Raw genomic sequence first — 21800 nt, 5'->3', positions numbered from 1 at the left:
TCGTGGACGGCTGGGTTGCGCGGAGCACTGGGCTTCGGCTAGCCCAGTGATTCGGTGCCCTGGCAATGATCTCTGATCTGACATAGGCTTGGCCGCATGGCAGACCGGATGGACTTTGACACGAAAGTGAGCAATGAGGGCCGGGTCGTGATCCCTGCCGCTGTCCGCTCGGTCCTGGGTGTCGGGCCGGGCGACCGGGTTCGGTTCGTGGTTCAAGACGGTGAGGTGAGGCTCGTGACGGCCAGATCTCTGCTGTTCGCCATCTGGGCCAACAACAACAACGGTGGCGATGCAGGCGATTCGACGTCAGCCGTGCGACAGGCGCGGCGTGTCGACATCGAGCGGGCGGCCGGCAAGTGGGCCCGGGTCGAGATCACCGCGCGCGAGGAAGCCCGCACCGAGGATGAGATCGAGGACGGACTCCTGGCCCAGCTCGGGCTTCGACGGTGACCGCCCTCTGTCTCGACTCGTCGATCGTGTGCACGCTGCTGCTGCAGGAACCCGGCTGGCAAGCCGTTCACCGGGTCATCCTGCGCGACGACGTCGACGGCATCCTGCCCGGCCCGGCCCTGACCGAGTCCATCACGGTGGTGCGACGGAAGGGCAACACGAGCACGCCGAAGCACCTCTACGAAGCCCTCACTGCGCTCGGCCTGGCAGTCGAGCACCCGACCGACACCGACCTGATCCGAGCCGCAGAGCTGATCGAGATCTCCATCGACAACCCCGGTCCCCCGTCACCGCGATCCGATCAGGACGCGACTCTGTCGCTCGGCGATGCGCTGATCCTTGCCGTGACGGAGCGTCTGGGCTGCATGGTGTTGACCCGGGACACCTACTGGAAGTGGATGGTCGATCAGGGCCTGCTCGGCGTCCGGGTCGCCGTTCCCTGAAGCGAGTTCCAGCCCGCCGAAGGACTGGCCTTCGACGGGCTGGGCCCGACTGATCCGGTCTTGTCAGCCGGCGAAGAAGGTACGGATGTCGACGGCGACGTCGGCCGGGCGTTCCATTGCGGCGAAGTGGCCGCCGCTCTCGTACCGGCTCCAGTGGTCGATCGCGGCGTTGTCCCGTTCGGCGAAGACCCGGATGGTCTGGAAGTCCGAGGCGAAGACGGCGACGCCGGTCCGGGACTTGTTGACCTGCGGCTCGGCCTGGGCCCGGGCCTCCTCGTAGTAGAAGCGGGCGGCGGTCGCACCGGTGTTGGTCAGCCAGTAGAGCGAGACCTGGGTGAGCAGCTGGTCCCGGGTGATCAGGCTGGTGCCGTTGCCGAAGGACTCGAGGAGTTCCGAGTACGCCAGCTGGGCGACCGGCGAATCGGCGAGGCCGGCGCCGATGGTCTGCGGCCGGGACGCGTTCATCCCGTTGTAGCCGCCGACCGACTGGAACCACTGCATGTGCTCCAGGCCCGCGTAGTCGGCCGGCTCCAGCTTCTCGAACTCGGCCGGATCGCCGCTCGGGAAGGAGAACAGCTGCAGCACGTGCAGGCCGAGGAAGCCCTCCGGCTCGAGCAGCCCCAGCTCGCGGGCGACCATGGCGCCGGCGTCGCTGCCGTGCACCCCGTACGCGTCGTAGCCGAGGTCCCGCATCAGGGTGTCGAAGGCCTTGGCCACCCGGGCCAGCGTCCAGCCGCCCTCGGCCAGCGGGGTGCTGAAACCGAAGCCGGGAATCGATGGGACGACCACCGAGCAGGCGTCCTCGGCCTTGCCGCCGTGGGCCTCCGGGTCGACCAGCGGGCCGATCACGTCGAGGAAGTCGGCGAACGATCCCGGGTAGCTGTGCACCAGCAGCACCGGTGTCGCGCCTTCCACCTTCGACGGGACGTGCAGGTAGTGGATGGTCTGGCCGTCGATCTCGGTCAGGTACTGCGGGAACGCGTTCAGCCGCTCCTCCTGGGCCCGCCAGTCGAACTCGTCCTTCCAGTACGCGACGGTCTCGGCGAGGTAGCTGTTCGGGGTGCCGTAGTCCCAGCTGTCGCCGGGGGCGGCCTGCGGCAGGCGGGTCCGGGCCAGCCGAGCCTTGAGGTCGTCGAGGTCGGTCTGCGGGATCTGGACGGTGAACGGGGTGTGGTTCGTCATGGGCACTACTATGGAGCCCAATCAGGCACGTTTCGTTCCTGTTTGAAGAACTCCGTCGAAGGAATTTCTCGATGGCAACGCGTGGGACTGGTGAGGGGGCCGGCCGGCTGCTCGCCCTGCTCGGGCTGCTGCAGACCCGCCCGGACTGGACCGGACCGGAGCTGGCGCAGCGGCTCAAGGTCAGTGAGCGTACGGTGCGCAACGACATCGCCCGGCTGCGCGAGCTCGACTATCCCGTGGATGCGGTCCGCGGCGCCGCGGGTCACTACCGGCTCGGGGCCGGCGGGAAACTGCCGCCGCTGCTGCTCGACGACGCGGAGGCGGTCGCCGTGGCGCTCGGCCTGCGCGCCACCACGGGCGTCGGTGGCATCGAGGAGAGCAGCGCCCGGGCACTGGCCAAGCTGGAGCAGGTGCTGCCGAACCGGCTGAAGCGGCGGGTCACCGCCCTGCACGAGGCGACCAGCCAGGGACCCCGGAACACCGCCACCGCCGATCCCGAGGTCGAGGTCGACGCCGAACTGCTGAGCACGCTGGCGGCGGCGGTACGGGACCGCGAGCTGGTCCGCTTCGACTATCCGAACGCCGAGCTGCCGCTGACCGTCGAGCCCTATCGGCTGGTGGCCTGGCAGGGCCGCTGGTATCTGGTCGGCCGCGAGTCCGACCGCTGGCGTACGTTCCGGGTGGACTGGATCGAGCCGCGGATGGCCACCGGACGGCGCTTTGCGCCGGTGCCGCTGCCGGGCGGCGACTTCACCGCCTTCGTCCTGCGCGACGTCGCCGCGACCGGCTGGAACGTGCACGTCCGGATCACCGTACTGGCGCCCGCGGCGGAGGTGCTGTCCAAGATCAATCCGGCCGTCGGGCTGGTCGAGGAGATCGATGATCATCGCTGCGTGCTGGTCACCGGCGCCGACAGCGTGGACACGGTCGCGGTTTACATCGGCATGCTCGGCCTGGACTTCCGCGTCACCGAGCCGCCGGAACTGGTGGCCGCACTCCGTACCGTCGCCGAGCGTTACCTGCGGGCGATCGAGACCGCCCCATGATCATCAGGGGCCGGCGGCGAAGGTCATCGCCGCCGAACCGGATCCTGATCATGTTCGGAGTCAGCCGTTCGGCGCTCAGCGCTGCCGGTCGTACTGCAGCACCAGGGCACCGGTGTCGGTGCTGACGACGTCGGTCAGGCTCCACGAGGTCGACGGGAAACCGTCCTCGAACATCCGGACCCCGCCGCCGGACAGCTCCGGGCACAGGGTGACGATCAACCGGTCCAGCTCGTCGGCGGCCAGCAGCGCGCGGATCAGGCTCAGACTGTTGTTGATCACGATGTCGCCGCCGGGCAGATCGCGCAGCTCCCGGATGATCTTGGCCGGATCGTCGTTGACCATCCGGGCGTTGTTCCAGTCGGTCTCGGTCTGGGTGGTGGAGAAGATCACCTTGTCCACCTGCTCGATCCACTGTCCGTAGGCGCGGTCACGGGGGTCGGCGGTCTCGTCCCGGCCGACCGGGACCCAGTAGCCGCGGAACCCTTCGGCGTTCACCCGGCCCAGCACGGCGGTGGTGCCGTTGACGATCCGGGTCAGGATGTCCCGCGCCTGGTCGCTCACCGCGTGCTTAGCCACCCAGCTCATGTCGGCCGGCCCGCCCGGCCCGGTGACGTAGCCGTCGATCGACATCGTGAAGTTGGCCAGAACGGTCCGGGTGGTGGTCTGCTGCTCGGTCATTTCGGTCGTTCCTCTCGGTTTGGCTGCGGTGTTTCGCAGTGATTCGATCCTGTCCGGAGGGGGTGGGCGGCTACATCTGCCAGGTGGCCGATCTTCCCGAGCCGGGTGGCAGACTCGACCACCATGGGGATCCCTCCTTCGACAGGCTCAGGACGGCGGCTGCCGGGCGAGCTGTCGTCGTTCGTCGGGCGCGCCGGCGAGTTGGAATCGGTCGCCCAGGCGCTGGCCGGCAGCCGGCTGCTCACCCTGGTCGGGCCGGGCGGCTGCGGCAAGACCCGGCTCGCGATCCGCGCCGCCCGGAAGGCCGGCCCGGCCGACGTGGTCTGGGTCGATCTGTCCGAGGAGGGGCGCGACGAGCAGGTGGTGGCGCGGGTCGCGGAGGCCGTGGCGGCACCCGTCCCGGGTTCGGATCCGACCGCCGTGGCCGCAGCGCTGGCGGACCGGCCGGCCCTGATCGTGATCGACAACTGCGAGCAAGTACGGGCCGGGGTGGCCGCGTTCGCCGAGACCGCGCTGCGCCGGCACCCCGACCTGACCGTGCTGGCCACCAGCCGGGAGCCGCTCGGCGTGACCGGGGAGCGGGTCTGGCGGCTGGCGCCGATGATCTTGGACGAGGCGATCGCACTGTTCCTGGACCGGGCCGGCGCCGACCCGGAGGACCCCGACGCGAGGGCTGCGGCACGCCGGATCTGCGACCGGCTGGATCGACTACCACTGGCGCTCGAACTGGCCGCGTCGTGGTCCGGAACCCTTTCCCTGCAAGAGATCTCGGAGTTGTTGATCAAGGAGTCGGGGCATCCGCTGCTGGACGGCGACGGCCGGTCGGCACCGTTCCGGCAGCGCACGCTGGCCGAGTCCTTCGCCTGGAGCCATCGGTTGCTGACCGAGGACGAACGGGTGCTGCTGCGCCGGCTGGCGCCGTTCCAGCAGTTCGGCGTCGAGACCGTACGGGCACTGGCCGAGGGCACCGGCCGGACCGCCGAAGATCAACTCCGGGCGCTGCGTAGCCTGATCGACAAGTCCCTGGTGGTCTGCGACCCGACCGGTCCGCGGGCCCGGCACCACCTGCTCACGATCATCGGCGAGTACGCGCTGGCCCGGCTCCGGGAGGCCGGCGAGGAGGAGGAACTGCGGCATCGGCACGCGCGGATCGTGGCCGATCAGCTCGCCGCCCTGGCGCCGCTGCTGATCACCGACAAGGACGCCTGGCGGGACCGGGTCCGCGACCTGCGGGCCGACCTGGTCGCGGCCGCGGAATGGTGCCTCACCCGCCGAACGCGCACTGAGCCTGTCGAAGTGCCAAGCCAGACCGGGCCCCGCCCCCTTCGACAGGCTCAGGACGACGCTTCGACAGGCTCAGGGAACGTGTCCGACACCATCCAACTGGGCCGGCAGCTCTGTGCCGACGCGGCCTGGTGGTGGCACCTCACGGGCGACCGCTCCGGTTTGCGGCTGCTGCAGCGAGCCGCCGAACTGAACCCGGGCACCGACGGCGCCTTGCAGGCCAGGGTCCTGGTCGGACTCGCCCTGGTCGGCGACGTGGTCGATCCCGGCGTCGGCTATCCGTCCGCCGAGCGTGCCCTGGCCCTGGCCGAGGCGGCCGGCGACCGGGCTACGGTCGGGCTGGCCCGGCAGCTGATGGCGATCGGCCGGATCGGTTTCGACCTGGCGGCGGCGCGTGAGCTGGCGTACCTCGGGCATCAGGAGGGCGCCGCGAGCGGCGACCTCTTCGCCCGGGACGCCGGCGGAGTGCTGGTCGGTCTCGTTCACTCGCTGCTGGATCAGCACCGGGAGGCGATCGACTGGCTGAGCCGCTCAGTGCCGGGACTGGTCGACCGCGGCGACCGCGGGATCGCCGGCACCGGCCTGTGCGCCCTGGCCCTGAGCCAGGCGGCGGTCGGGGACCTGGCCGCGGCCGAGCAAGCGGCCCGCCGGGCCCGGGAGGTGACCGAGCCGCTGCACGACTTCGCCCGGGTCGGCGTGGCCACCTGGGGGCTGGCCCGGATCCTGGCCCTCCGCGGCGGCCTGGCCGAGGCCGAGGCCCTGCTGGACGAGCTGCAACGGCTGATCGATCGGGCGGAGGAGGAGCCCTACTTGCCCGGCTGGTACGCCACTCGCGCCCGGATCGCCTTGTGGGGCGGCGATCCCGCGGCCGCGACCGGTTGGTGCGAGCGGGAGCGGTTCGCGGCGACCCCGGACCTGCTGATCGTCCAGGCGGCGGCCCGCCGGACGGCCGGTGATCATGACGGCGCGGCCGCCCTGCTGGACCGGGCGCAGGACTCGCCGATCCTCGCGGCGATGCCGGCGATCCGGGCGGAGTTGATCTTCGAACGGGCTCGGCTGCGCGAGGCGGACGACCCGGTCGGCGCGGCGAGTGCGCATCGGGAGGCGCTCCGGCTCCGGTCCGAGCACGGCCTGGTGCTGGGCCAGGTCGACAGCCTGGAGGCCCTGGCGGCGCTGGCCGGGACGCCGGACCGCGCCGCGATCCGGTACGGCGCCGCGGACCGGGCCCGTACCGACACCGGCTACCGGGCCGGGCGTCCGGAACTGCCCCGGGGTGAGGAGTTCGCGGCCGGACTCGACCGGGGCCGCGCACTGACCCTGGAGCAGGCGGTCGAGCGCGCCCTCCGGGTCCGGTCGGCCGACCGCGCCACCTCCGGCTGGGCCAGCCTGACCCCGGCCGAGCGCTCCGTCGTCGACCTCGCCGTGCGCGGGCTGTCCAATCCCGAGATCGCCGCCGAGCTGTTCATCGGCCGCGGCACCGTGAAGACCCACCTCGCCCACGTGTACGCCAAGCTGGGCGTGGCCAACCGGACCGAGCTGGCCCGCAGCGCCGGCGAGTCCGGCCCTTGATCGGCGGCGATCAGGCCGGCTGCCGCTGTCCGCGGACCGTGGCCACGCACTGGTCGTACAGCTGCTCGAGCGGCACCGAGTCGTCCTCGATCCAGGTGTCCAGCGCCGCATCGAAGCAGGCGAACGAGGTCGCGATGACGGCCCGCGGCCGAGGGTCTGCGGGCTGGTCGCCGAGTCCCATCCGGTCCGCGATCAAGGGCAGCAGGTCGGACTGCCAGCGGAGCCGCTTCTCCAGGTAGCGGGCCCGCAGCGTCGGGATGGTCAAGATCAACCGGAACCGGTCGCGGAAGTGCTCCGGCGCGTCATGCGCGGCCAGGACCGCGACGATGCCGGCGCGCAGCGCGGCCCAGCTGGACGCCCTGGCCGGCTGCTCCGCCACGGCTTGGCGGAGCACGTCGCCGAACACCTCCTGATCACCGCCGATCAGGTCCTCTTTGGTCCCGAAGTAGCGGAACAGGGTTCGCTGGGACACGCCGGCCTCGCGGGCCACCTGGGCGATGGTCGTCGCCTCGAAGCCTTGTTCGGCGAACAGTCGCATGGCGGCGTCCATGATCGACTGCCGAGCCAGCAGGCGAGAGCGGTCCCACAGTGTCGGCGGCGCCTCCTCGGTTGACCTGGTCACGAGGACACCTTAGGCGAACCCTGCCGACAAGACAGCTTCCGCCAGCTTGGCAGTCGCTGCCACTTCTGTCTAGACTCGATGGCGAACACAAGGAGTGGCCATGGACGAGATCTGGATCCTGGGCGCGACCGGCCGCATCGGACGCGCCGTCGCCGCGCGCCTGGTGGAGCTGCACCGGTCGGTGGTGCTGGTCGGACGGGACGAACCACGGCTCCGCGCCCTCGCCCGCGAGCTCGGCGACGCGCCGTCCGTGCTGACCGAGGAATCACTGGAAGGCGTCGCCCGGCGGATCGCGGAACGCGCCCCGGCCGTCGTTGTGAACACCGTTGGCCCGTTCGGGACGACCGGCCCCTTGATCGCCGACAGTTGCCCGGCCGGAACGCACTACGTCGATCTGGCCAACGAACTTCCCGCCGTGACGGGAATGCTGGACCGCCACGACGCCGCGGCCATGAGCGGCCACTGCGTGGTCACCGGCGCCGGCTTTGGCGTCCTCGGTACGGAGAGCGCGATTCTGCAGGCCCGTGCCGACCGGTCCGCCCCGGTCCGGGTCCGAGTCGATGCCCTCGCCGAGTATCGCGGCGGCGGCACCGTCGGCGCGGTGCTGGCCGAGACCATGGTCGACGTCTTCGCCGGCGGCGGTTTCAGCTACCGGTCGGGGCGACTGACCCCGGCCCGACTCGGCGGCGGAGCCGAGCAGCTCACCCTGCCCGACGGGCGAACCGCCACCACCGCCGCGGCGCCGTCCGGCGAACTCGTCGCCGCCCAGCGCGGCAGCGGCGCACCTGAGGTCGTCGCCGCTTCCAAGGAGATCCCGGCCGGGCGGATGGCAAGCCTCGCCCTGCCGATCGTCGGCGCCCTGCTGAGGGTTCCGCCGCTCCGGCGCGCCGCAGTCCGGTTGCTCGCCGGGATCGAGGTCAAGGACAGCCTTGGGTCCCGCGAACCGACCACCTGGGCTCGAGCCCGCGCCACCTGGGCCGACGGTTCCGACCGGGTGGTCTGGTTGCGCGCCGACGACGGGATGGACTTCACCGCGGCAGTCGCCGCCGAGGTCGCGGACCGCCTGGTGAGGGGCGCCGGCCGGCCGGGTGCCTACACCCCCGGCGCCCTCTTCGGCCCGGACCTGGCCGAAGCGGCCGGCGGCACGTTCCTGGTCGAGGACCGGGTCGACTGAGCGCTGATCAGCCGGCCGCGGACGATGCGCCGTCGCGGGTGAGATCGACGGTGATCGGCGGCTCCCCGTACGGCGACAACTGGGTCACCGTAGCGGTCGGCCGCAGCCGCGGATCGGCCCGGAACCGCTGCTCCAGTTCGGTCTCGGCTTCCTCGTCGCCGGCGTCGGCCTTGATCAACAGCGCCGCGATCCGGTCCGTCTCCTGGTCCGTGACGCCGGTGCCGACGACGTCCCAGAGCAGCAGTTCGTTGCCGTACCGGTGGTTGAGTTCGAGGAAGACGTACGTCTTGATCAACGCCGGCCCGATCAGCTCCGAGCCCGGCATCACCCCGTAACGGTCGGGATCCAGCCGACCGGCCCGGTAGCCGGTCCAGACCTCGGCCGCGGTCGGGAACGGTGAGTCCTCACCGATCGCAAGATCGAGGACGTCGAACGGATGATCTTGCTGCCGCAGCCCCGGGTCGGACCGCTGCCAGCGGTTGCCCTGCCACCATTCGGCGACGACGTGGTCGTAGTGGAAGTCGGGGCCGAAGTAGCCGGCGAAGCCGACCCGGGTGCGGGCCGGGATCCCCTGCTCGCGCAGCCCGGCGACCGTGAACAGCGAATGATCACGACAGCAGCCGGCGACCCGGCTGTCCGGCGGCCGCGGGGTCAGCAGGGAGCCCGGGTGGCGTTGCTGGTCGACGTCGAGGATGACCCAGACCCACCGGGAGTTGATCTCGTCCTTCCGGTCCTCGTGGAGCAGCTCGGCCTCGCCCCGGTAGTGCAGGATGAGGTTCCGCGCCGTTGCGCAGAGTTGCTCGATGCCGACCGGTTCGCGGAGCAGCGCGGCGTGCCGGCCGGGATCGGTGAATGCCGTGTGGGCGGCGAAGCGGTGTGGTGTGGTCATGGTCGCCAGCGTGCGCCCTGACACCGTGTCAGAGTCCAGCCCGGACCGGCGGCCCGGCCGCGAGATCGATGATCACCGGCGGCTCCCCGTACGGCGACAACTGGGTCACCACCGCCGGCGGCCGCAGCCGCGGGTCGGTCCGGAACCATGGCTCCAGTTCGGATTCGGCCGCCTCGTCACCGGCATCCGCCTTGATCAACAACGTCGCCAGCCGGTCGGCGTCCTCATCGGTGACGCCAGCCCCCAGTTCGTCCCAGAGCAGCAACTCGTCGCCGTACCGGTGATGGAGTTCCATGATCACGGAGAACTTGATGAAGGTCGGGCCGGTCAGCGCGGCAACGCCCGCGACGCCGTACTGCTGCGGGTCGAGCCGCCCGGCCCGGTAGCCGGCCCAGACCTCCGCGGCGGTCTCGAACGGCGCGCCTTCGCCGGTGGCCAGGTCGTGCACGTCGAACTCGCGCGTCCCCGGCACCAGCTCCGGATCGGCCCGCTGCCAGCGATCACCGTTCCACCAGTCGAGGACGACATGATCACCGTGGAAGTCCGGATCGAAGTAGCTGGTGAAGCCGACCCTGGTGCGGGCCGGGATCCCCTGCTCCCGCAGCATCGCCACGGCGAGCAGCGCATGATCACGACAGCAGCCGGCCACCCGGTCGCCGGGAGGCCGCGGCACCAGTACTGGTTCCGGGTGCCGTTCTTGATCAAGATCAAGGATCACCGAGACCCAGCGCGCGTTGATCTCGTACCGTCGATCGTCCGGCAGCAGATCCGCCTCGGCCCGGTAGTGCAGCACCAGATTGCGCACCGCCTCCCCGATCGACCCGATGCCGACCGGCTCGCGCAGCAGCGCCGCATGGCGGCCTGGATCGGAATAGGGCGAGTGAGCGGCGAAGTGTTCCCGAGCGGCCATGACCCGATCTCACGCCAGAACCCGCCGAAATGTCCAGAAATCCGCCGCCGTCCTGGACGGTCCGCGGGACGGCCGGTGGCGTCACCCGGTCGCTGCCGTACGTTCCCGTAGAGTTGACCGGAAGTTCACGAGGGAAGGGCAACTGCGATGGCTGACACGACGGTGATCACGTTCGGCACATTCGACGTGTTCCACGTCGGGCACGTCAGGGTCTTGAACCGGGCGGCCGAGTTCGGCGACCGGCTGCTGGTCGGCGTCTCCTCCGACCAGCTCAACCTGGCCAAGAAGGGCCGGCGGCCGGTGTTCACCCAGGACGAGCGGATGGAGATCCTGACCAACATCAAGGTCGTCGACGGCGTCTTCCTCGAGGAGAGCCTCGAGCTGAAGCGGCAGTACGTCGAGGAACACCAGGCCGACATCCTGGTCATGGGCGACGACTGGGCCGGCAAGTTCGACTTCCTGAACGACATCTGCAAGGTCGTCTACCTGCCCCGCACCCCGTCCGTCTCGACCACCGCGATCATCGAGCACATCACCACCATCGCCTGACCGCAGTTGTCCCCAGGACCCTGTGCACAACATGTGGACGAGGGTAGGGAAACGGTGGGTATCCGGCCGGTGACTGTGGATCGACCGGTGGACGAAGAATTGCTCAGAATTCTTTTGCAGGAGGCCTTGCGGACCCCTGGCACCGGGTGTAGAACTTACTCACTGGAAGCCGCAAGGCAACCGGGATCGGATGAAGGAAGGTCCATACGGAGGGTTTCGGCCCACCGCGTCGGTCGTGACGGACCGCGGGACCGGAGAGCATCCGATGGTCAGACAGCGTCACCCGTCGGGCCCCACCAGTAGGGCCCGTCCAACTCATACTTGGACGGGCCCTACACCCATTTTCACACACGTCCATTCCCGGGGCGAACCTACGAAACTGCTCCTGACACCGACTGCGGAACAGCCGACGTTAGGTCACCGATGACCCGTGTCCGCCACGGCTCCGAGCGCGAGTTGCTGCAGGCGTTCATCGATCAGCAACGCGACGTTGTGCTGTGGAAGATCGACGGACTCACCGATGAGCAGTTGCGCCGGCCCGTCGGAGCGTCGCGGCTCTACCTGCTGGGCATCGTCAAGCACCTCGCTGCCGCAGAGCAGTACTGGCTGTGCGAGCTGTTCGGCCGCCCAGCCGAGCCGCTCAGCCTCGCAGCAACGGACGACCTCCAGGCCGAACCCGGCGACACGACCGATTCCGTCCTCGCCTATTACGCCAGGGCACGTGCCGCCTCGGATGCCGCGATCGCCGTCGTCGATCTCGATACTTCGGCCAGGACCTGGACCCACGACACCGTGAGCTTCCGGTTCGCCCTGCTGCACATGATCGAGGAAACCGCTCGGCACGCGGGACACATCGACGGCATCCGCCAACTGCTCGACGGAAGGACCGGCTACCTTCCTCACGACGCGCCGTACTAGCCGGCGATCGTCGGCCCGGTCCCCTGGGTCAGGGCAGCGCGAGGTCGACCAGGTCGGCGTTCGTCCCGGCCGAGCGGACGGACACGGTCTGAAGATCACGAGCTGGAAGGCCGGCGGTACCGAGCGGGTCACCACACCCGGCGGGCCCTGACAGCGCGGCGCGGCTCGCCTGCCAGACTGCTGCCCGTGACCGAGTTGACGCTGCTGCATCAGGGCAAGGTTCGCGACATCTACACCGATCGGCCGGGTGAGATCCTGCTCGTCGCGTCCGACCGGGTTTCGACCTACGACGTCGTGCACCCGACGCCGATCCCGGACAAGGGAAAGGTGCTGACGGCACTCTCCCTGTGGTGGTTCGAGCAGTTCGCTGACGTACCCAATCATGTGCTGTCGGTGACCGATGTCCCGGAGCAGTTCGCCGGGCGGGCGATGCGCTGCCAGCAGGTCGAGATCGTGCCGGTGGAATGCATCGCTCGCGGCTATCTCTCCGGCACCGGGTTGAGGGCCTATCAGCAGTCCGGCGAGATTTCCGGGGTACGGCTTCCGGAAGGCCTGGTCGAGGCCTCGCAACTGCCGGAGCCCACGTTCACGCCGTCCACCAAGGCGCCGGTCGGACAAGGGCATGACGAGCTGATCACGTTCGACGACGTTGTCGGCCTGGTCGGCGCGGAGACCGCCGAGAAGCTGCGCAGTCTGACCTTGGACCTTTACACTCGGGCCGCCGAACTCGCCCGGAGCCGGGGCGTGATCATCGGCGACACGAAGTTCGAGTTCGGCCGCACACCGGACGGCGAGATCCTCCTCGCCGACGAGATCTTCACCCCCGACTCGTCCCGCTTCTGGGCCGCCGAGGAATGGGAACCGGGCCGCCCGCAGAACTATCTCGACAAGCAGTACCTGCGGAACTGGGTCGAGACGACGGACTGGGACAAGACACCGCCGGCGCCGGAACTGCCGGCCGAGGTCGTCGCCGAGACCCGGCGCCGCTACATCGCCATGTACGAGCGCTTCACCGGCAACACCTGGTCCGGCTGACCGCAAGAACCCCGCGAAAGATGCGGACCCTTGACCGGTAGATCCGGGGGCCGAAATGGGGGCAAGGCGTCCGCTCAGTGAGTGGGAGCGCTCGCCGGGGGTTGACCGTGTTGCGGATTCGGCCCGTTCACCTCACGCCACGACCGCTGTGGATTTCCGCCGCGACTGACCGGCTGAAATTCACTCCGGTCGTGCGGCTCGAGTCCGGGGCGGAGAATCACCCTCGATCGCTACTCCGGCGCGAACAACTCGGGCGACATCGCGATCGGTGTGCTGATGTCCAGCACGGTGCCGGCCGGATCGCGGGTCAGGAACCGCCGTTGACCGTACGGCTCGTCGCGGAGCCGGAGCACGATCGGCAGCCCGATCCGTTCGGCCTCCGCGAACACCCGGTCGACGTCGTCCACGACGACGTTGATCACGCCGCTGCCCTGGCCGCGGACCGCCGGCGGGACCAGGTCATGATCACGTTGCCAGACCGCGACCTCGGCAGCGTCGTTGCCCGGCGCCTTGAGGTTGGCGAACCAGTCGCTGTCGAACGCGATCTCGAAGCCCAGCAGGGACACGTAGAAGTCCCGCACCCCCGCGACATCCTCCGCGAAGATGATCGGCATCACCCGGGTGATCAACAAACCGCGGCCCTCCATGGTCGAGACTGCTCCCACCCTAGCGATGCGTCGCGAAGGCGACGGCCAACTCGATGAACCGGCGAGCTTGCGGCCCGACCCGGACCGGCACCGCGGAAAACAGGGCCGGGCCGGCGGGTCGCAGTTGGTCCATCCGATCCGCCAACGCGGCGAGAGTGCGGAACGGGTCCGGGGCCGGAGCCGGCGCTGCCTGGTCCCGACCGAGGAAGCGCGCGACGTCGGCCACCGCGCCGATGGTCGCGGCCAGCATCGGCAGTGAGCCGTCGTGCCGGGCCGCGTGCTTGGCGTTCCACAGCAGCGTCATCCAGAACCATGGGACAGCATGACAGGCGATCTCGAACTCCGTACGTTCCGGTGCCGGGCCGGGCCCGGTCGGCTCGGTCGCCGACATCCGCACGGATGGAAGCTCCCGGTCGATCAAGATCACCGACTCGGCCGGCCTGCGGGCGGAACGCCGGGGCAGCCATGCCCAGTCGATCTGCTGCGGACCGGCCTCCCCGGCGGTCAATGACGTCAGGAAGGCTCCTCCTGGCGGTGCGTTCTGCGGCGCCTCGAGCAGCAGCAGCGGGTCGACGACGGACGCCACCCAGCGGCCCCGCGGCGAGTCCAGCACGCTCCGATAGTCGACCGGCGACCGCGGCCCGGCCGCGACCTCATTGATCAACTCGTCCCGAACGACGACCACGAGGTCAAGATCACTGAGTGCGTCACCGCCGCCCCGGGCCGACGAGCCGTACAGCCAGGCCGCGCAGACGCGCTCGTCGTCCGCCAGGGCGGCGGTGATCGTGGCCAGCAGGCGTCGACGTTCGTTCAGCCGCCGGCCGATGAGGTCGTCCAGGGCTCAGCCGAGAGTGTCGGTGAGGAACAGGTAGCTCTGGGCGATGCCGTCGAAGGTGTCGCCTTCGTAGTGATCGAATTCGACCACCGCGTAGGGAATCGTCAGGTCGGAGGTCAGCACGTCGGCCAGCGGGACGTCGCCCTGGCCGGCGGGCTGCTGGTCGTTCGGCAGTTCCCGAGCGCTGATGCCCGGGCGCATCGGGCCGTCCTTGACGTGCACCGCGATCACCCGGTCGCCGAGCTTGCGCAGCAGCGGCAGCAGGTCGGCGCCGCCGGCGAACGCCCAGTACAGATCGACCTCCAGCAGCACCGACGGGTCGAGCTGCTCGGCGAAGAGCTCCAGCACCGGGCGGTCGTCGATCTTGGCGGTGAGTTCGTGATCATGGTTGTGGTAGCCGACCTTGAGGCCGAACTCCTTCGCCTGCTCGGCCCGCTCGTTGAGCCGCTCGGCGTTGCGCTTCACGTCGTCCGCGGTGGCCCAGCGGTCCGGAGCGACGAACGGGTCGATCACCACCTGGACGCCGAGAGCGTTGGCGGCGGCGAAGGTCTCCTCGGCCGGCGGCACGGACAGCAGGCCGTCCGGCGTGGCCACGCCGGCCTCCTCCAGCAGCAGGGCGTGCGCGGTCGGCGAGGTGAGACCGTGCTTCTCGAAGGACGCCTTCAGCGCATCGACGCGGCGCACGAAGTCGAACGCCTCGACGGTCCGGAACCCGATCTCGGCGAGCTTCGCCAGGGAGCCGTCCAGGTCGGCCTCCAACTCGGGGTGGATGGAATACAGCTGCACAGAGATCTCGGGCGTCGCCATGTTGATCATCCTCACGTGATGCGGGCAGGGACGGCCAGTATCTCCCGCCGCCGCCGGGCGTCTGTTACCGGGCGAGGCTGAACGTCACCGTTGAGGATTCGCCGCGGTCCATGCCTGCGGCCGCCGTCCTCACCTCGGCGTTGAGGGAGCCGTCGGCCACGCCAGGGATGCCCAACGGTTCACAGTCGGCCGGGATCGTCGCGGTGCCGTGCCAGGTCGCCACGACTTCGGACTCGGGCGGCTGGTGGGTCGAGGCCGGCACCTGGAACGTCACCGTGTCGGCGAACGTCGCGTTCTCGCAGAGCGCCTCGATGATGATCTTGGTCCCGACCGGTTGCTTGCCGTAGTTGTGGAAGTCGAGTGACAGGTGGAGCGTCTGACCGGGCCGCACCAGATACTGACCCTCGTCGTTCGTCGGCCCGTCGACCTTGAGCTCCCCGGGTTCCGCTCCGTCCAGGACGCCAACGCCCTTCGTCGGCGGGCCGAACGAACCCACTGGCTCCTCGGGTAGGGGCGGGCTCGGCTGTGGCGCGGGTGCCTCGGATGTGCACGCAGTCACTACTAGTACGACGAGCAGCGCGAAGCCGCCTCTTCGCAGTCTCATGCACGAACGCTACCTCCGGGCGGCGCCGAAGCAGGCGACACCACCGCTTGGCCTGCCCGCCAAACTCGAGCCCGCCCTAGAGCCGAATCCGCGACCGTTGCAGGCGTCCGCGACTGTTGCAGCGGTCGCGCACGAGTGGAACGGTCGCGGATTCGAGTCGCTCGCACGTCGGGTGGAGGCGCAGTTGCGCGATCTCGCGTTCGGTCAGGTGATCATGCTGTCCGGTCATCGCCGTTGCCTTCCGGATGATCATCCTGAGCGGGGACGGAGTGGTCGATCCAGACGTTCGGCTCGACGTAGCAGCCGATCCCGAGGGAAACGGAGACGGCCAGCGGGGCCAGGCCGCCCGGGATCGCGACCGGCCCGTCAGCGTCGAGCGGGAGACCGGTCCAGGTCCGCCAGCGGTCCAGGCCGGCCGAAACCGTGGCCGAGCACGGAGCGATGGCGCGGATCCGGCCACCTTCCCGGACATGGACCCGGAGCCACGGATCCTCCGGCAGGCCGTCGTCACGGGTCCGGCGCGCGTACTCCACCATCGGGGTCCACGGCTCGTCGGCCTTCCGCGGCGGCCGGACCGGGGCGATGAAGCGGGCGAATCCCGCGTCCACCGCGTTTTGCCGCATCGCCTGCAGGGCCCGGATCGAAAGGCCTCGACGTTGGTGATCCGGGTGTACGGCGATCTCCAGGGCGCACAACGTGTCCGGCTCGCGACCGTCCAGTGCATCCTCGGTCGCCCAGACCACCGCCTGTTCCCAGCCGGCTTCCGGGTACGGATCCCGTCCCGGCACCGTCGACGCGTACGGGATCGTCACGCCGCGCGCCACGCAACTACCGTCGTCGTCGACCAGGGCAACACTCAGTTCCGGCCAGCGACGAGCCAGCCGGGGCCGCGACACGAGCTTCGCGATCAGGTGGCCGGCCATGAAGCCGCCGGGGCCCTTCCCGTACGGGATCGCGAACGCCGCCTCGGCCACGGCGTCGGACTCGGCGAGGTTCGTCCAGCGCATGGCCGCCAGTCAACCAGCCCGGACGACGCCCGCGTGTGAGAATCGGGGCCGTGGAGTTCTCCGAGATCGCCGCCGAACTGTACGCCGGGTCGCCGGACGGGTTCGTCGCGCGGCGGAAGGAGTTGGCCGACCAGGCCAAGAAGGAGGGCGACAAGGAGCTGGCCAAGCGGGTCGGGGCGCTGCGTCGGCCGACCAAGTCGGCCTGGCTGGTCAACCTGTTGGCGCACCACGACCCGGATCGGATCGAGTCCTGGCTCGAGCTGGGTACGGCGCTCTCCGACGCGCAGCAGCGGCTCGCCGGTGATCAACTTCGGGAGCTCAACCAGCAGCGGGCGACGGCCGCCCGGCAGCTGTCCCGGCGGGCGGCGGAGCTGGCCAAGGAGGCCGGGCAGTCGACCACCGACACCGCGCTGCAAGAGGTCGCCTCCACTCTGCAGGCCGCCTGGACCGACCCCGAGCTGGCCGAGGCGGTCCGCAACGGCTGGGTCAGCCAGGTCGTCGCCTACGGCGGGTTCGGCCCGCTCACCCCCGGAGCCGTACCTGCTCCGGCACCGGCCAAGGCCGCCAAACCCAAGCCGGACGAGAAGGCCGCCGAGGCGAAGCCGAAGACCGAGGATCCCGAGGTACGGAAGGCGCGCGAGGAGGCCGAGCGGAAGCGGGCCGAGCAGGCCCGGCTGCGCAAGGAGTTGGATCAGGCCAAGGCGGAGCTGGACGCCGCGGCCGAGGTGCTGGCCGAACTGCGGGAACGCCAGTCCGAGCTTTCCGAGCAGCTCAAGCAGGTCACCGCCGAGGAGCGGGAGCAGGCGAAGGTCGTTGCCGAACTGCGGGCCAAGGCGACCACGCTGCGCCGCGACCTGCCCTGAGCCAGACGTGCCGCGAGCCTGTCGAAGGGGGCCAAGCCACAACGTGCTGTGGCTTGGCCCTTCGACAGGCTCAGGAACCGTGGGAGTTCAGGAAACCTTCGCCGGCTCGGCGTCCTGGTCGGCAGCCTCGGGCAGCCGGCTCCGGCCGGTGAGCCGGCCGACGATCTTGTCGATCGCGAAGCCGATGATCATGGCGGCGACGATCGCGATGCCGGCACCCAGGATCGGGTTGTCCTTCACCCAGTGGCCGGCGAGGGCGCCGATCAAGATCGAGTACGCGGCCCAGGACGTACCGGCCAGAATGCTCAGCGGGAAGAACCGGCGCCAGGAGAAGCCGGTCGCCCCGGCGGTCATGTTCACCGCGACCCGGCCGACCGGGATGTAGCGGGCGGTCAAGATCAACAGGGCGCCGCGGTGCTGCAACTGCCGGTGCGCGAAGTCGAACACCCTCGCGACCCGCGGCCGGCGCATCCAGGCGAACCGGCCCACGCCGAGCTTCCGGCCCATCAGGAACGCGATGTTGTCACCGGCGATCGCACCGAACGCGGCGACGATGGCGATGCCGATCACCCACGGCTGGCCGGTCGCGACGCCGACCGCAGCGAGCGCGACGACGACCGACTCGCTGGGGACCGGCGGGAAGAACCCGTCGATGCAGGCGGCCAGCAACACCAGCACGTAGACCAGCGGCGAACCAGCGGCCCCCAGAATGAAATCGGTCAGCGTCTCCATATCCACTATCCAACGCAATTCCGCCGGACAGCACATTGAGGTAGTCACCCGAATCGGTGTCGGGTTAGCCCTACCCGGAGCCGGGGTCCGGGATGACCCCGACCCTGATTCGCTCCCGCTGCGTCAGGGCAGTTCGAAGACGATCGCGAGCGGCGTCTGCTGGCTGCCCTGGCCGAGCGGATTGTCCGCGAACATCTCCTCGTAGACCCGCGGCTCGCCCGGCACGTCCTGGCCGAGCGCGTTCCGACCAAGATCATTCGCGTCCATCACGACGGTGCCGGCGAACGTGCTCGCGTACGGCTCCGGGAGCAGCGGCCGGATCGCCGCGGTCAGTTCCGCGGCCACCTTGTCCGGGTCCTTCGGCGGCAGCTTCGCCGACACGTTCGAGGGATAGGCGGAGTATTCGGTCGGCCCGTCGATCGCCCGTACGTCGTGCCCGACCAACTGGTAGAAGACGCCCGACTTGCCGGCCAGCTTGCCGACCACGCTGCCCGCCGACGCGAACAGGATCCGCGGCAGCCCGGCCTCGCCGATCGCCAACTGCATGGTGAACGGCGACCCGAGCCCGATCCCGGTCGGGGTCCGGGTGACGAAGCGGGACAGCACCCGGGCCGCCCAGCTGACCTTGATGTCCCAGACGAACATCGAGCGGCCCTGCGTGATCGCCACGATCTTCTCGCTGATGAAGAAGTACCAGCGGCCGGCGGTCGCCACGCGATGATCTTGGTCCGCCGTACTGCTGAGGGTCTGGAAGAACTCGCCGACGCGCTCGACCACGCGTGCGGTCAGATCGTCGCTGGCGCTGAACAACTCGGTTCGCAGCGGGTAGCGCCGCACCGAGCGCCCGTTCGGCAGGACAAGATCAAGTTCCTTGCCCTCGTTCGCCTCCAGGTCGGTCTTGATCTTGACCTCGGGCGCCGGCTGGGCCTTGTCGAAGAACTCGCGACACCAGAGCTCGACGTTGAGGATCCGCCAGAACACGGCGGCCGCGGCACTGCTCGGCCGCTTGATGAACGCCTCGAACGACTCCACCACAGCGGTCTGGTCGAAGTAGCCGCGGTTCGCGAACGACTCGCTCATGAACACGTCGTACACGGTGTTCTTGATCCGCAGCAGCCAGTCGGCCTGCGACGGCTCGCTGTCGTGCTGGGTCGCCCCGCCCAGCAGTTTGATCAAGGTCTCGTCGTCCTGGCCGAGCAGCCAGCGGACCGTGCCGAGGTCCAGGTACGGCAGCGCGAACCGGGTCCCGAAATGGTCGGCGGTCTTGGCCAGTGACCGCAGCCGGTACGGCAGCGAAGTCGAGGTCAACGCGTCCACCCGGAGCCGGACCGGCTCGACGGCCAGCGGCGCCGGCCCCTCGTCGGAGTAGCGGGACCGCAACTCGTCCGAGAGCAGGCTCACCGACAGTTCGGCCCGCCCGCCGCTCGCCGCCCCGGTCACCGCCCGGACGCCGCCGCGGACCACCGCGCCGACCAGCATCACGGCACCGGCGATCCTGTTCACCGACGGCGCGGTGCCGAGCAGCAGCTGCGCGGCGCCCTCGGAGTTGATCAAGGTCTCCAGGTCCGCGCCCTCCTGGGCCAGCCGGTAGTGCAGGTACGCGGCGGCCGAGCCGGTCGGCTCCTCCTGGACCCGGATGAAGTCCGACCAGTCCGCCTTGAACTGGTCGGCGGTCAGCCGCACCCGGCCGGGCAGGGGCGCGGTGCTGGCCTGGGCGTGATCCGGATACTCCGGGGTCAGGGTGGTGTCGGCCAGCCCGGACAGCGCCGCCGAGCCCGGACCGGCGACGACCACGGCCACGGGCTGGTCGGGCGTCCCGACGGTCGCGGCCAGCCGACGGCGCAGCTCGGCCTCGGGGTCGGCGGACGACGCGGACGGGTCCGGACGCAGCAGGTCGGAGACGTGGCGAGGGGTCGGGCGCAGCAGTTCGGTCCCGGCCCGCAGAAACGCCTGGCGCCGGACGCCGCTCGACTCGGCGATCAGGGCCTGGCCGGGCAGCACCCGCTCGACGCCCTCGAAGAAGGTGGCCGGCTCGTCGTCCAGCGCGCCGGTGGACAGATAGCGGTGCACCACGCGGGCGGACGGTGTCGGCTCCGGACCGTCGGCGAGCACGGCCGCGATCGTGGACCCGTACCGCACTCGGCAGCCGTCCGCGTCGTGCCGGAAATAGAGCTGCTCGACCCCGAGCGGGTCCCGGGCCAGCACCAGCCGATCGGCGTCGGAGATCGCCAGCGCGAACGTGCCGGACAGCCGACGGAACCCGTCGATCCCCCAGATCCGGTACGCCTGCAAGGCCAGCGTGGCGTCGTCGGCCCCCGCGGCCGGAGCCGCCTCCGGGTCGGCCTGCCGCATCTCGGTGACCAGCGACTCGGTGTCGGTGAGCCGGCCGCTGAACTCGATCGTCCCGTCCGACGACGTCAGCTCGGCACAGTGGTACGACCCGGCCAACGCGATCATCGAAACGTCCTTACATCCAGGGGGCTTTGGGGGCCGGACGATCCTACCGAAGCGTCCGACCGCCCGACCTTAACGTGTACTGGACACTGACCCACACAACAACGAACTCAAATAGCCGACGTGGCTCTCCAACATGTCCTTCGGCAGGTACGGCAGCAGCCGGTGCCACGAGTTGTACCGGTGCAGGCGCCCGATCACCAGGGCCGGCTCGACCAGCCGACGCAGCTCGGCGAGCGGAGCCAGGTCCGACCAGCACTCGAGATAGGCGTCGACCAGCCGGTCCAGCCGCGGGTCGGCGCCGGTCACGGACCACTCGTCGCAGGACCACTCCTGGGCGAGTACGACCAGCGTCACGTGCAGCACACAGAACGGGTGGCCCCAGACCGCGTCGCCGAAGTCGAAGAACTGCAGCGGGTGTCCCGGCTCGGCGGCGAACGCGTTGTTCTGGTGCAGGTCGTTGTGCTGCAGCGACGACGGGATCGGTGTCTCGGCGAGTCGGTCGGCGGCGGCCACGAGCACCGGGCGGTAGCCGGCGGCCCGAGCCAGCAGGTCGGCGCGGGCGTGCAGCGGGTGCCCGGCCGGAAGCGCCGCGAGTTCTGCGACCTGGCCGGCCACGTGGTCGGCGGTCCGTTCCGGTTCCAGGGCCGGCAATCCGGTGCCGACCAGCTCGGCGCCGTGGCCGGCCAGTTGTCGCTGCAGCTCGGCGTACTCGGTCAGGATCCGGGTGAAGCTCGCCTCGTCGGCACCGCCGGTCTCGCGCACCGTACGGCCGCCGTCGGGCACCAACAGCCAGCCGCGGTCGGCCGCCACCGCGACCGGATCCAGCACCCGGCCGGGGATCAGGTCGGAGAGCCGGGCGACGAGGGCGGCCTCGAAGGCCATGGCCGGGTTGTTCTCCTTGAACCAGTACCGGCCACGGTCCGTCGGCACCACCAGTTGGGTGGACCAGGGCCGTACCCGCGGCTGCTCGATCGCGCCGGTGACCACAATCCCGGCCGCGCCGAGCTGGTCCCGGATCCAGTCCTCCGCCTCCGCCCGCCAGGCCGCGCTGGTCCAGAGCGCCACCAGGTCGACCCTCGCCGTAGTCATCAGGGCATCC

General features: G+C 70.2%; 22 protein-coding genes. 9 read left to right on the top strand and 13 right to left on the bottom strand.

Annotated features, from left to right (window positions below; all coding sequences use genetic code 11):
* Positions 1-96 precede the first annotated feature (96 nt).
* Positions 97-450: an AbrB/MazE/SpoVT family DNA-binding domain-containing protein gene (locus tag BKA15_RS19185; protein WP_218871473.1), complete on the top strand. Its 354-nt coding sequence runs from the start codon at positions 97-99 to the stop codon at positions 448-450.
* On the top strand, positions 447-893 hold the full coding sequence (locus BKA15_RS19180; RefSeq protein ID WP_179753421.1) for a PIN domain-containing protein: 447 nt from the start codon (positions 447-449) through the stop codon (positions 891-893). Before BKA15_RS19185 ends, BKA15_RS19180 begins: the two co-directional genes overlap by 4 nt.
* A 63-nt stretch (positions 894-956) precedes the next feature.
* Here the strand turns inward: BKA15_RS19180 and BKA15_RS19175 are convergent, their stop codons facing one another.
* Entirely contained in the window at positions 957-2075 is a 1119-nt protein-coding gene (locus BKA15_RS19175; protein ID WP_179753419.1) for an epoxide hydrolase family protein, read from the bottom strand.
* 71 nt (positions 2076-2146) lie between these two features.
* On the opposite strand from BKA15_RS19175, the gene BKA15_RS19170 reads away from it, so the two are divergent.
* Positions 2147-3121, top strand: a complete 975-nt coding sequence (locus BKA15_RS19170; RefSeq protein WP_179753417.1) for a helix-turn-helix transcriptional regulator — start codon at positions 2147-2149, stop codon at positions 3119-3121.
* A 75-nt stretch (positions 3122-3196) separates the two neighbouring features.
* Here the strand turns inward: BKA15_RS19170 and BKA15_RS19165 are convergent, their stop codons facing one another.
* Positions 3197-3799 carry a dihydrofolate reductase family protein gene (locus tag BKA15_RS19165; RefSeq protein ID WP_179753415.1) on the bottom strand — a complete coding sequence of 201 codons (603 nt, stop codon included), beginning with the start codon at positions 3797-3799 and terminating at the stop codon, positions 3197-3199.
* Between the two features lie 123 nt (positions 3800-3922).
* Here BKA15_RS19165 and BKA15_RS36445 point away from each other — a divergent pair, with 123 nt between their 5' ends.
* Positions 3923-6652: a helix-turn-helix transcriptional regulator gene (locus BKA15_RS36445; protein WP_281385296.1), complete on the top strand. Its 2730-nt coding sequence runs from the start codon at positions 3923-3925 to the stop codon at positions 6650-6652.
* Between the two features lie 10 nt (positions 6653-6662).
* Here BKA15_RS36445 and BKA15_RS19155 read toward each other — a convergent pair whose 3' ends face one another.
* Positions 6663-7274, bottom strand: a complete 612-nt coding sequence (locus tag BKA15_RS19155) for a TetR/AcrR family transcriptional regulator (RefSeq protein ID WP_218871472.1) — start codon at positions 7272-7274, stop codon at positions 6663-6665.
* Positions 7275-7374: 100 nt separating this feature from the next.
* On the opposite strand from BKA15_RS19155, the gene BKA15_RS19150 reads away from it, so the two are divergent.
* Positions 7375-8448 (top strand): saccharopine dehydrogenase family protein, encoded by a 1074-nt coding sequence (locus BKA15_RS19150; RefSeq protein WP_179753413.1) that lies wholly within the window; start codon positions 7375-7377, stop codon positions 8446-8448.
* A 7-nt stretch (positions 8449-8455) separates the two neighbouring features.
* Here BKA15_RS19150 and BKA15_RS19145 read toward each other — a convergent pair whose 3' ends face one another.
* Positions 8456-9337 carry a transglutaminase-like domain-containing protein gene (locus BKA15_RS19145; RefSeq protein WP_179753411.1) on the bottom strand — a complete coding sequence of 294 codons (882 nt, stop codon included), beginning with the start codon at positions 9335-9337 and terminating at the stop codon, positions 8456-8458.
* A 28-nt stretch (positions 9338-9365) separates the two neighbouring features.
* The gene (locus tag BKA15_RS19140) at positions 9366-10247 is read right to left on the bottom strand and encodes a transglutaminase-like domain-containing protein (protein WP_179753409.1); all 882 of its coding nucleotides are present in this window, start codon (positions 10245-10247) and stop codon (positions 9366-9368) included.
* Positions 10248-10394: 147 nt separating this feature from the next.
* On the opposite strand from BKA15_RS19140, the gene BKA15_RS19135 reads away from it, so the two are divergent.
* The 3 genes from BKA15_RS19135 to BKA15_RS19125 all read left to right on the top strand — a co-directional run bounded on the left by BKA15_RS19135 (position 10395) and on the right by BKA15_RS19125 (position 12749).
* On the top strand, positions 10395-10796 hold the full coding sequence (locus tag BKA15_RS19135) for an FAD synthase family protein (protein ID WP_179753407.1): 402 nt from the start codon (positions 10395-10397) through the stop codon (positions 10794-10796).
* Between the two features lie 423 nt (positions 10797-11219).
* Positions 11220-11714, top strand: a complete 495-nt coding sequence (locus tag BKA15_RS19130; protein WP_179753405.1) for a DinB family protein — start codon at positions 11220-11222, stop codon at positions 11712-11714.
* Positions 11715-11900: 186 nt separating this feature from the next.
* The gene (locus tag BKA15_RS19125) at positions 11901-12749 is read left to right on the top strand and encodes a phosphoribosylaminoimidazolesuccinocarboxamide synthase (RefSeq protein ID WP_312879135.1); all 849 of its coding nucleotides are present in this window, start codon (positions 11901-11903) and stop codon (positions 12747-12749) included.
* Positions 12750-12979: 230 nt separating this feature from the next.
* Here BKA15_RS19125 and BKA15_RS19120 read toward each other — a convergent pair whose 3' ends face one another.
* From BKA15_RS19120 to BKA15_RS19100, 5 genes are all read right to left on the bottom strand, one after another.
* Complete coding sequence (locus tag BKA15_RS19120) at positions 12980-13414, bottom strand: VOC family protein (RefSeq protein ID WP_179753403.1); 435 nt, start codon at positions 13412-13414, stop codon at positions 12980-12982.
* A 1-nt stretch (position 13415) separates the two neighbouring features.
* On the bottom strand, positions 13416-14168 hold the full coding sequence (locus tag BKA15_RS19115; protein ID WP_376766836.1) for a nucleotidyltransferase domain-containing protein: 753 nt from the start codon (positions 14166-14168) through the stop codon (positions 13416-13418).
* 69 nt (positions 14169-14237) lie between these two features.
* Complete coding sequence (locus tag BKA15_RS19110; RefSeq protein ID WP_179753399.1) at positions 14238-15038, bottom strand: sugar phosphate isomerase/epimerase family protein; 801 nt, start codon at positions 15036-15038, stop codon at positions 14238-14240.
* 64 nt (positions 15039-15102) lie between these two features.
* Positions 15103-15534: a hypothetical protein gene (locus tag BKA15_RS19105; RefSeq protein ID WP_179753397.1), complete on the bottom strand. Its 432-nt coding sequence runs from the start codon at positions 15532-15534 to the stop codon at positions 15103-15105.
* A gap of 320 nt (positions 15535-15854) precedes the next feature.
* Positions 15855-16649 carry a GNAT family N-acetyltransferase gene (locus tag BKA15_RS19100; protein WP_179753395.1) on the bottom strand — a complete coding sequence of 265 codons (795 nt, stop codon included), beginning with the start codon at positions 16647-16649 and terminating at the stop codon, positions 15855-15857.
* A 50-nt stretch (positions 16650-16699) separates the two neighbouring features.
* Here BKA15_RS19100 and BKA15_RS19095 point away from each other — a divergent pair, with 50 nt between their 5' ends.
* Complete coding sequence (locus BKA15_RS19095; RefSeq protein ID WP_179753393.1) at positions 16700-17512, top strand: hypothetical protein; 813 nt, start codon at positions 16700-16702, stop codon at positions 17510-17512.
* A gap of 87 nt (positions 17513-17599) precedes the next feature.
* Here the strand turns inward: BKA15_RS19095 and BKA15_RS19090 are convergent, their stop codons facing one another.
* The 3 genes from BKA15_RS19090 to BKA15_RS19080 all read right to left on the bottom strand — a co-directional run bounded on the left by BKA15_RS19090 (position 17600) and on the right by BKA15_RS19080 (position 21790).
* Positions 17600-18244, bottom strand: coding sequence for a DedA family protein (locus BKA15_RS19090; protein ID WP_179753391.1), 645 nt, complete (start codon positions 18242-18244; stop codon positions 17600-17602).
* 123 nt (positions 18245-18367) lie between these two features.
* A complete protein-coding gene (locus BKA15_RS19085) occupies positions 18368-20701 on the bottom strand; it encodes an asparagine synthase-related protein (protein ID WP_179753389.1) in 2334 nt (777 codons plus the stop codon).
* A gap of 69 nt (positions 20702-20770) precedes the next feature.
* On the bottom strand, positions 20771-21790 hold the full coding sequence (locus BKA15_RS19080; RefSeq protein ID WP_179753387.1) for a phosphotransferase: 1020 nt from the start codon (positions 21788-21790) through the stop codon (positions 20771-20773).
* Positions 21791-21800: the final 10 nt, after the last annotated feature.

This window comes from Microlunatus parietis (assembly GCF_013407955.1).
GTDB lineage: Bacteria > Actinomycetota > Actinomycetes > Propionibacteriales > Propionibacteriaceae > Microlunatus > Microlunatus parietis.
Note: the sequence above shows the minus strand (reverse complement) of the source record. Positions and strands in the feature narration are given on the sequence as shown.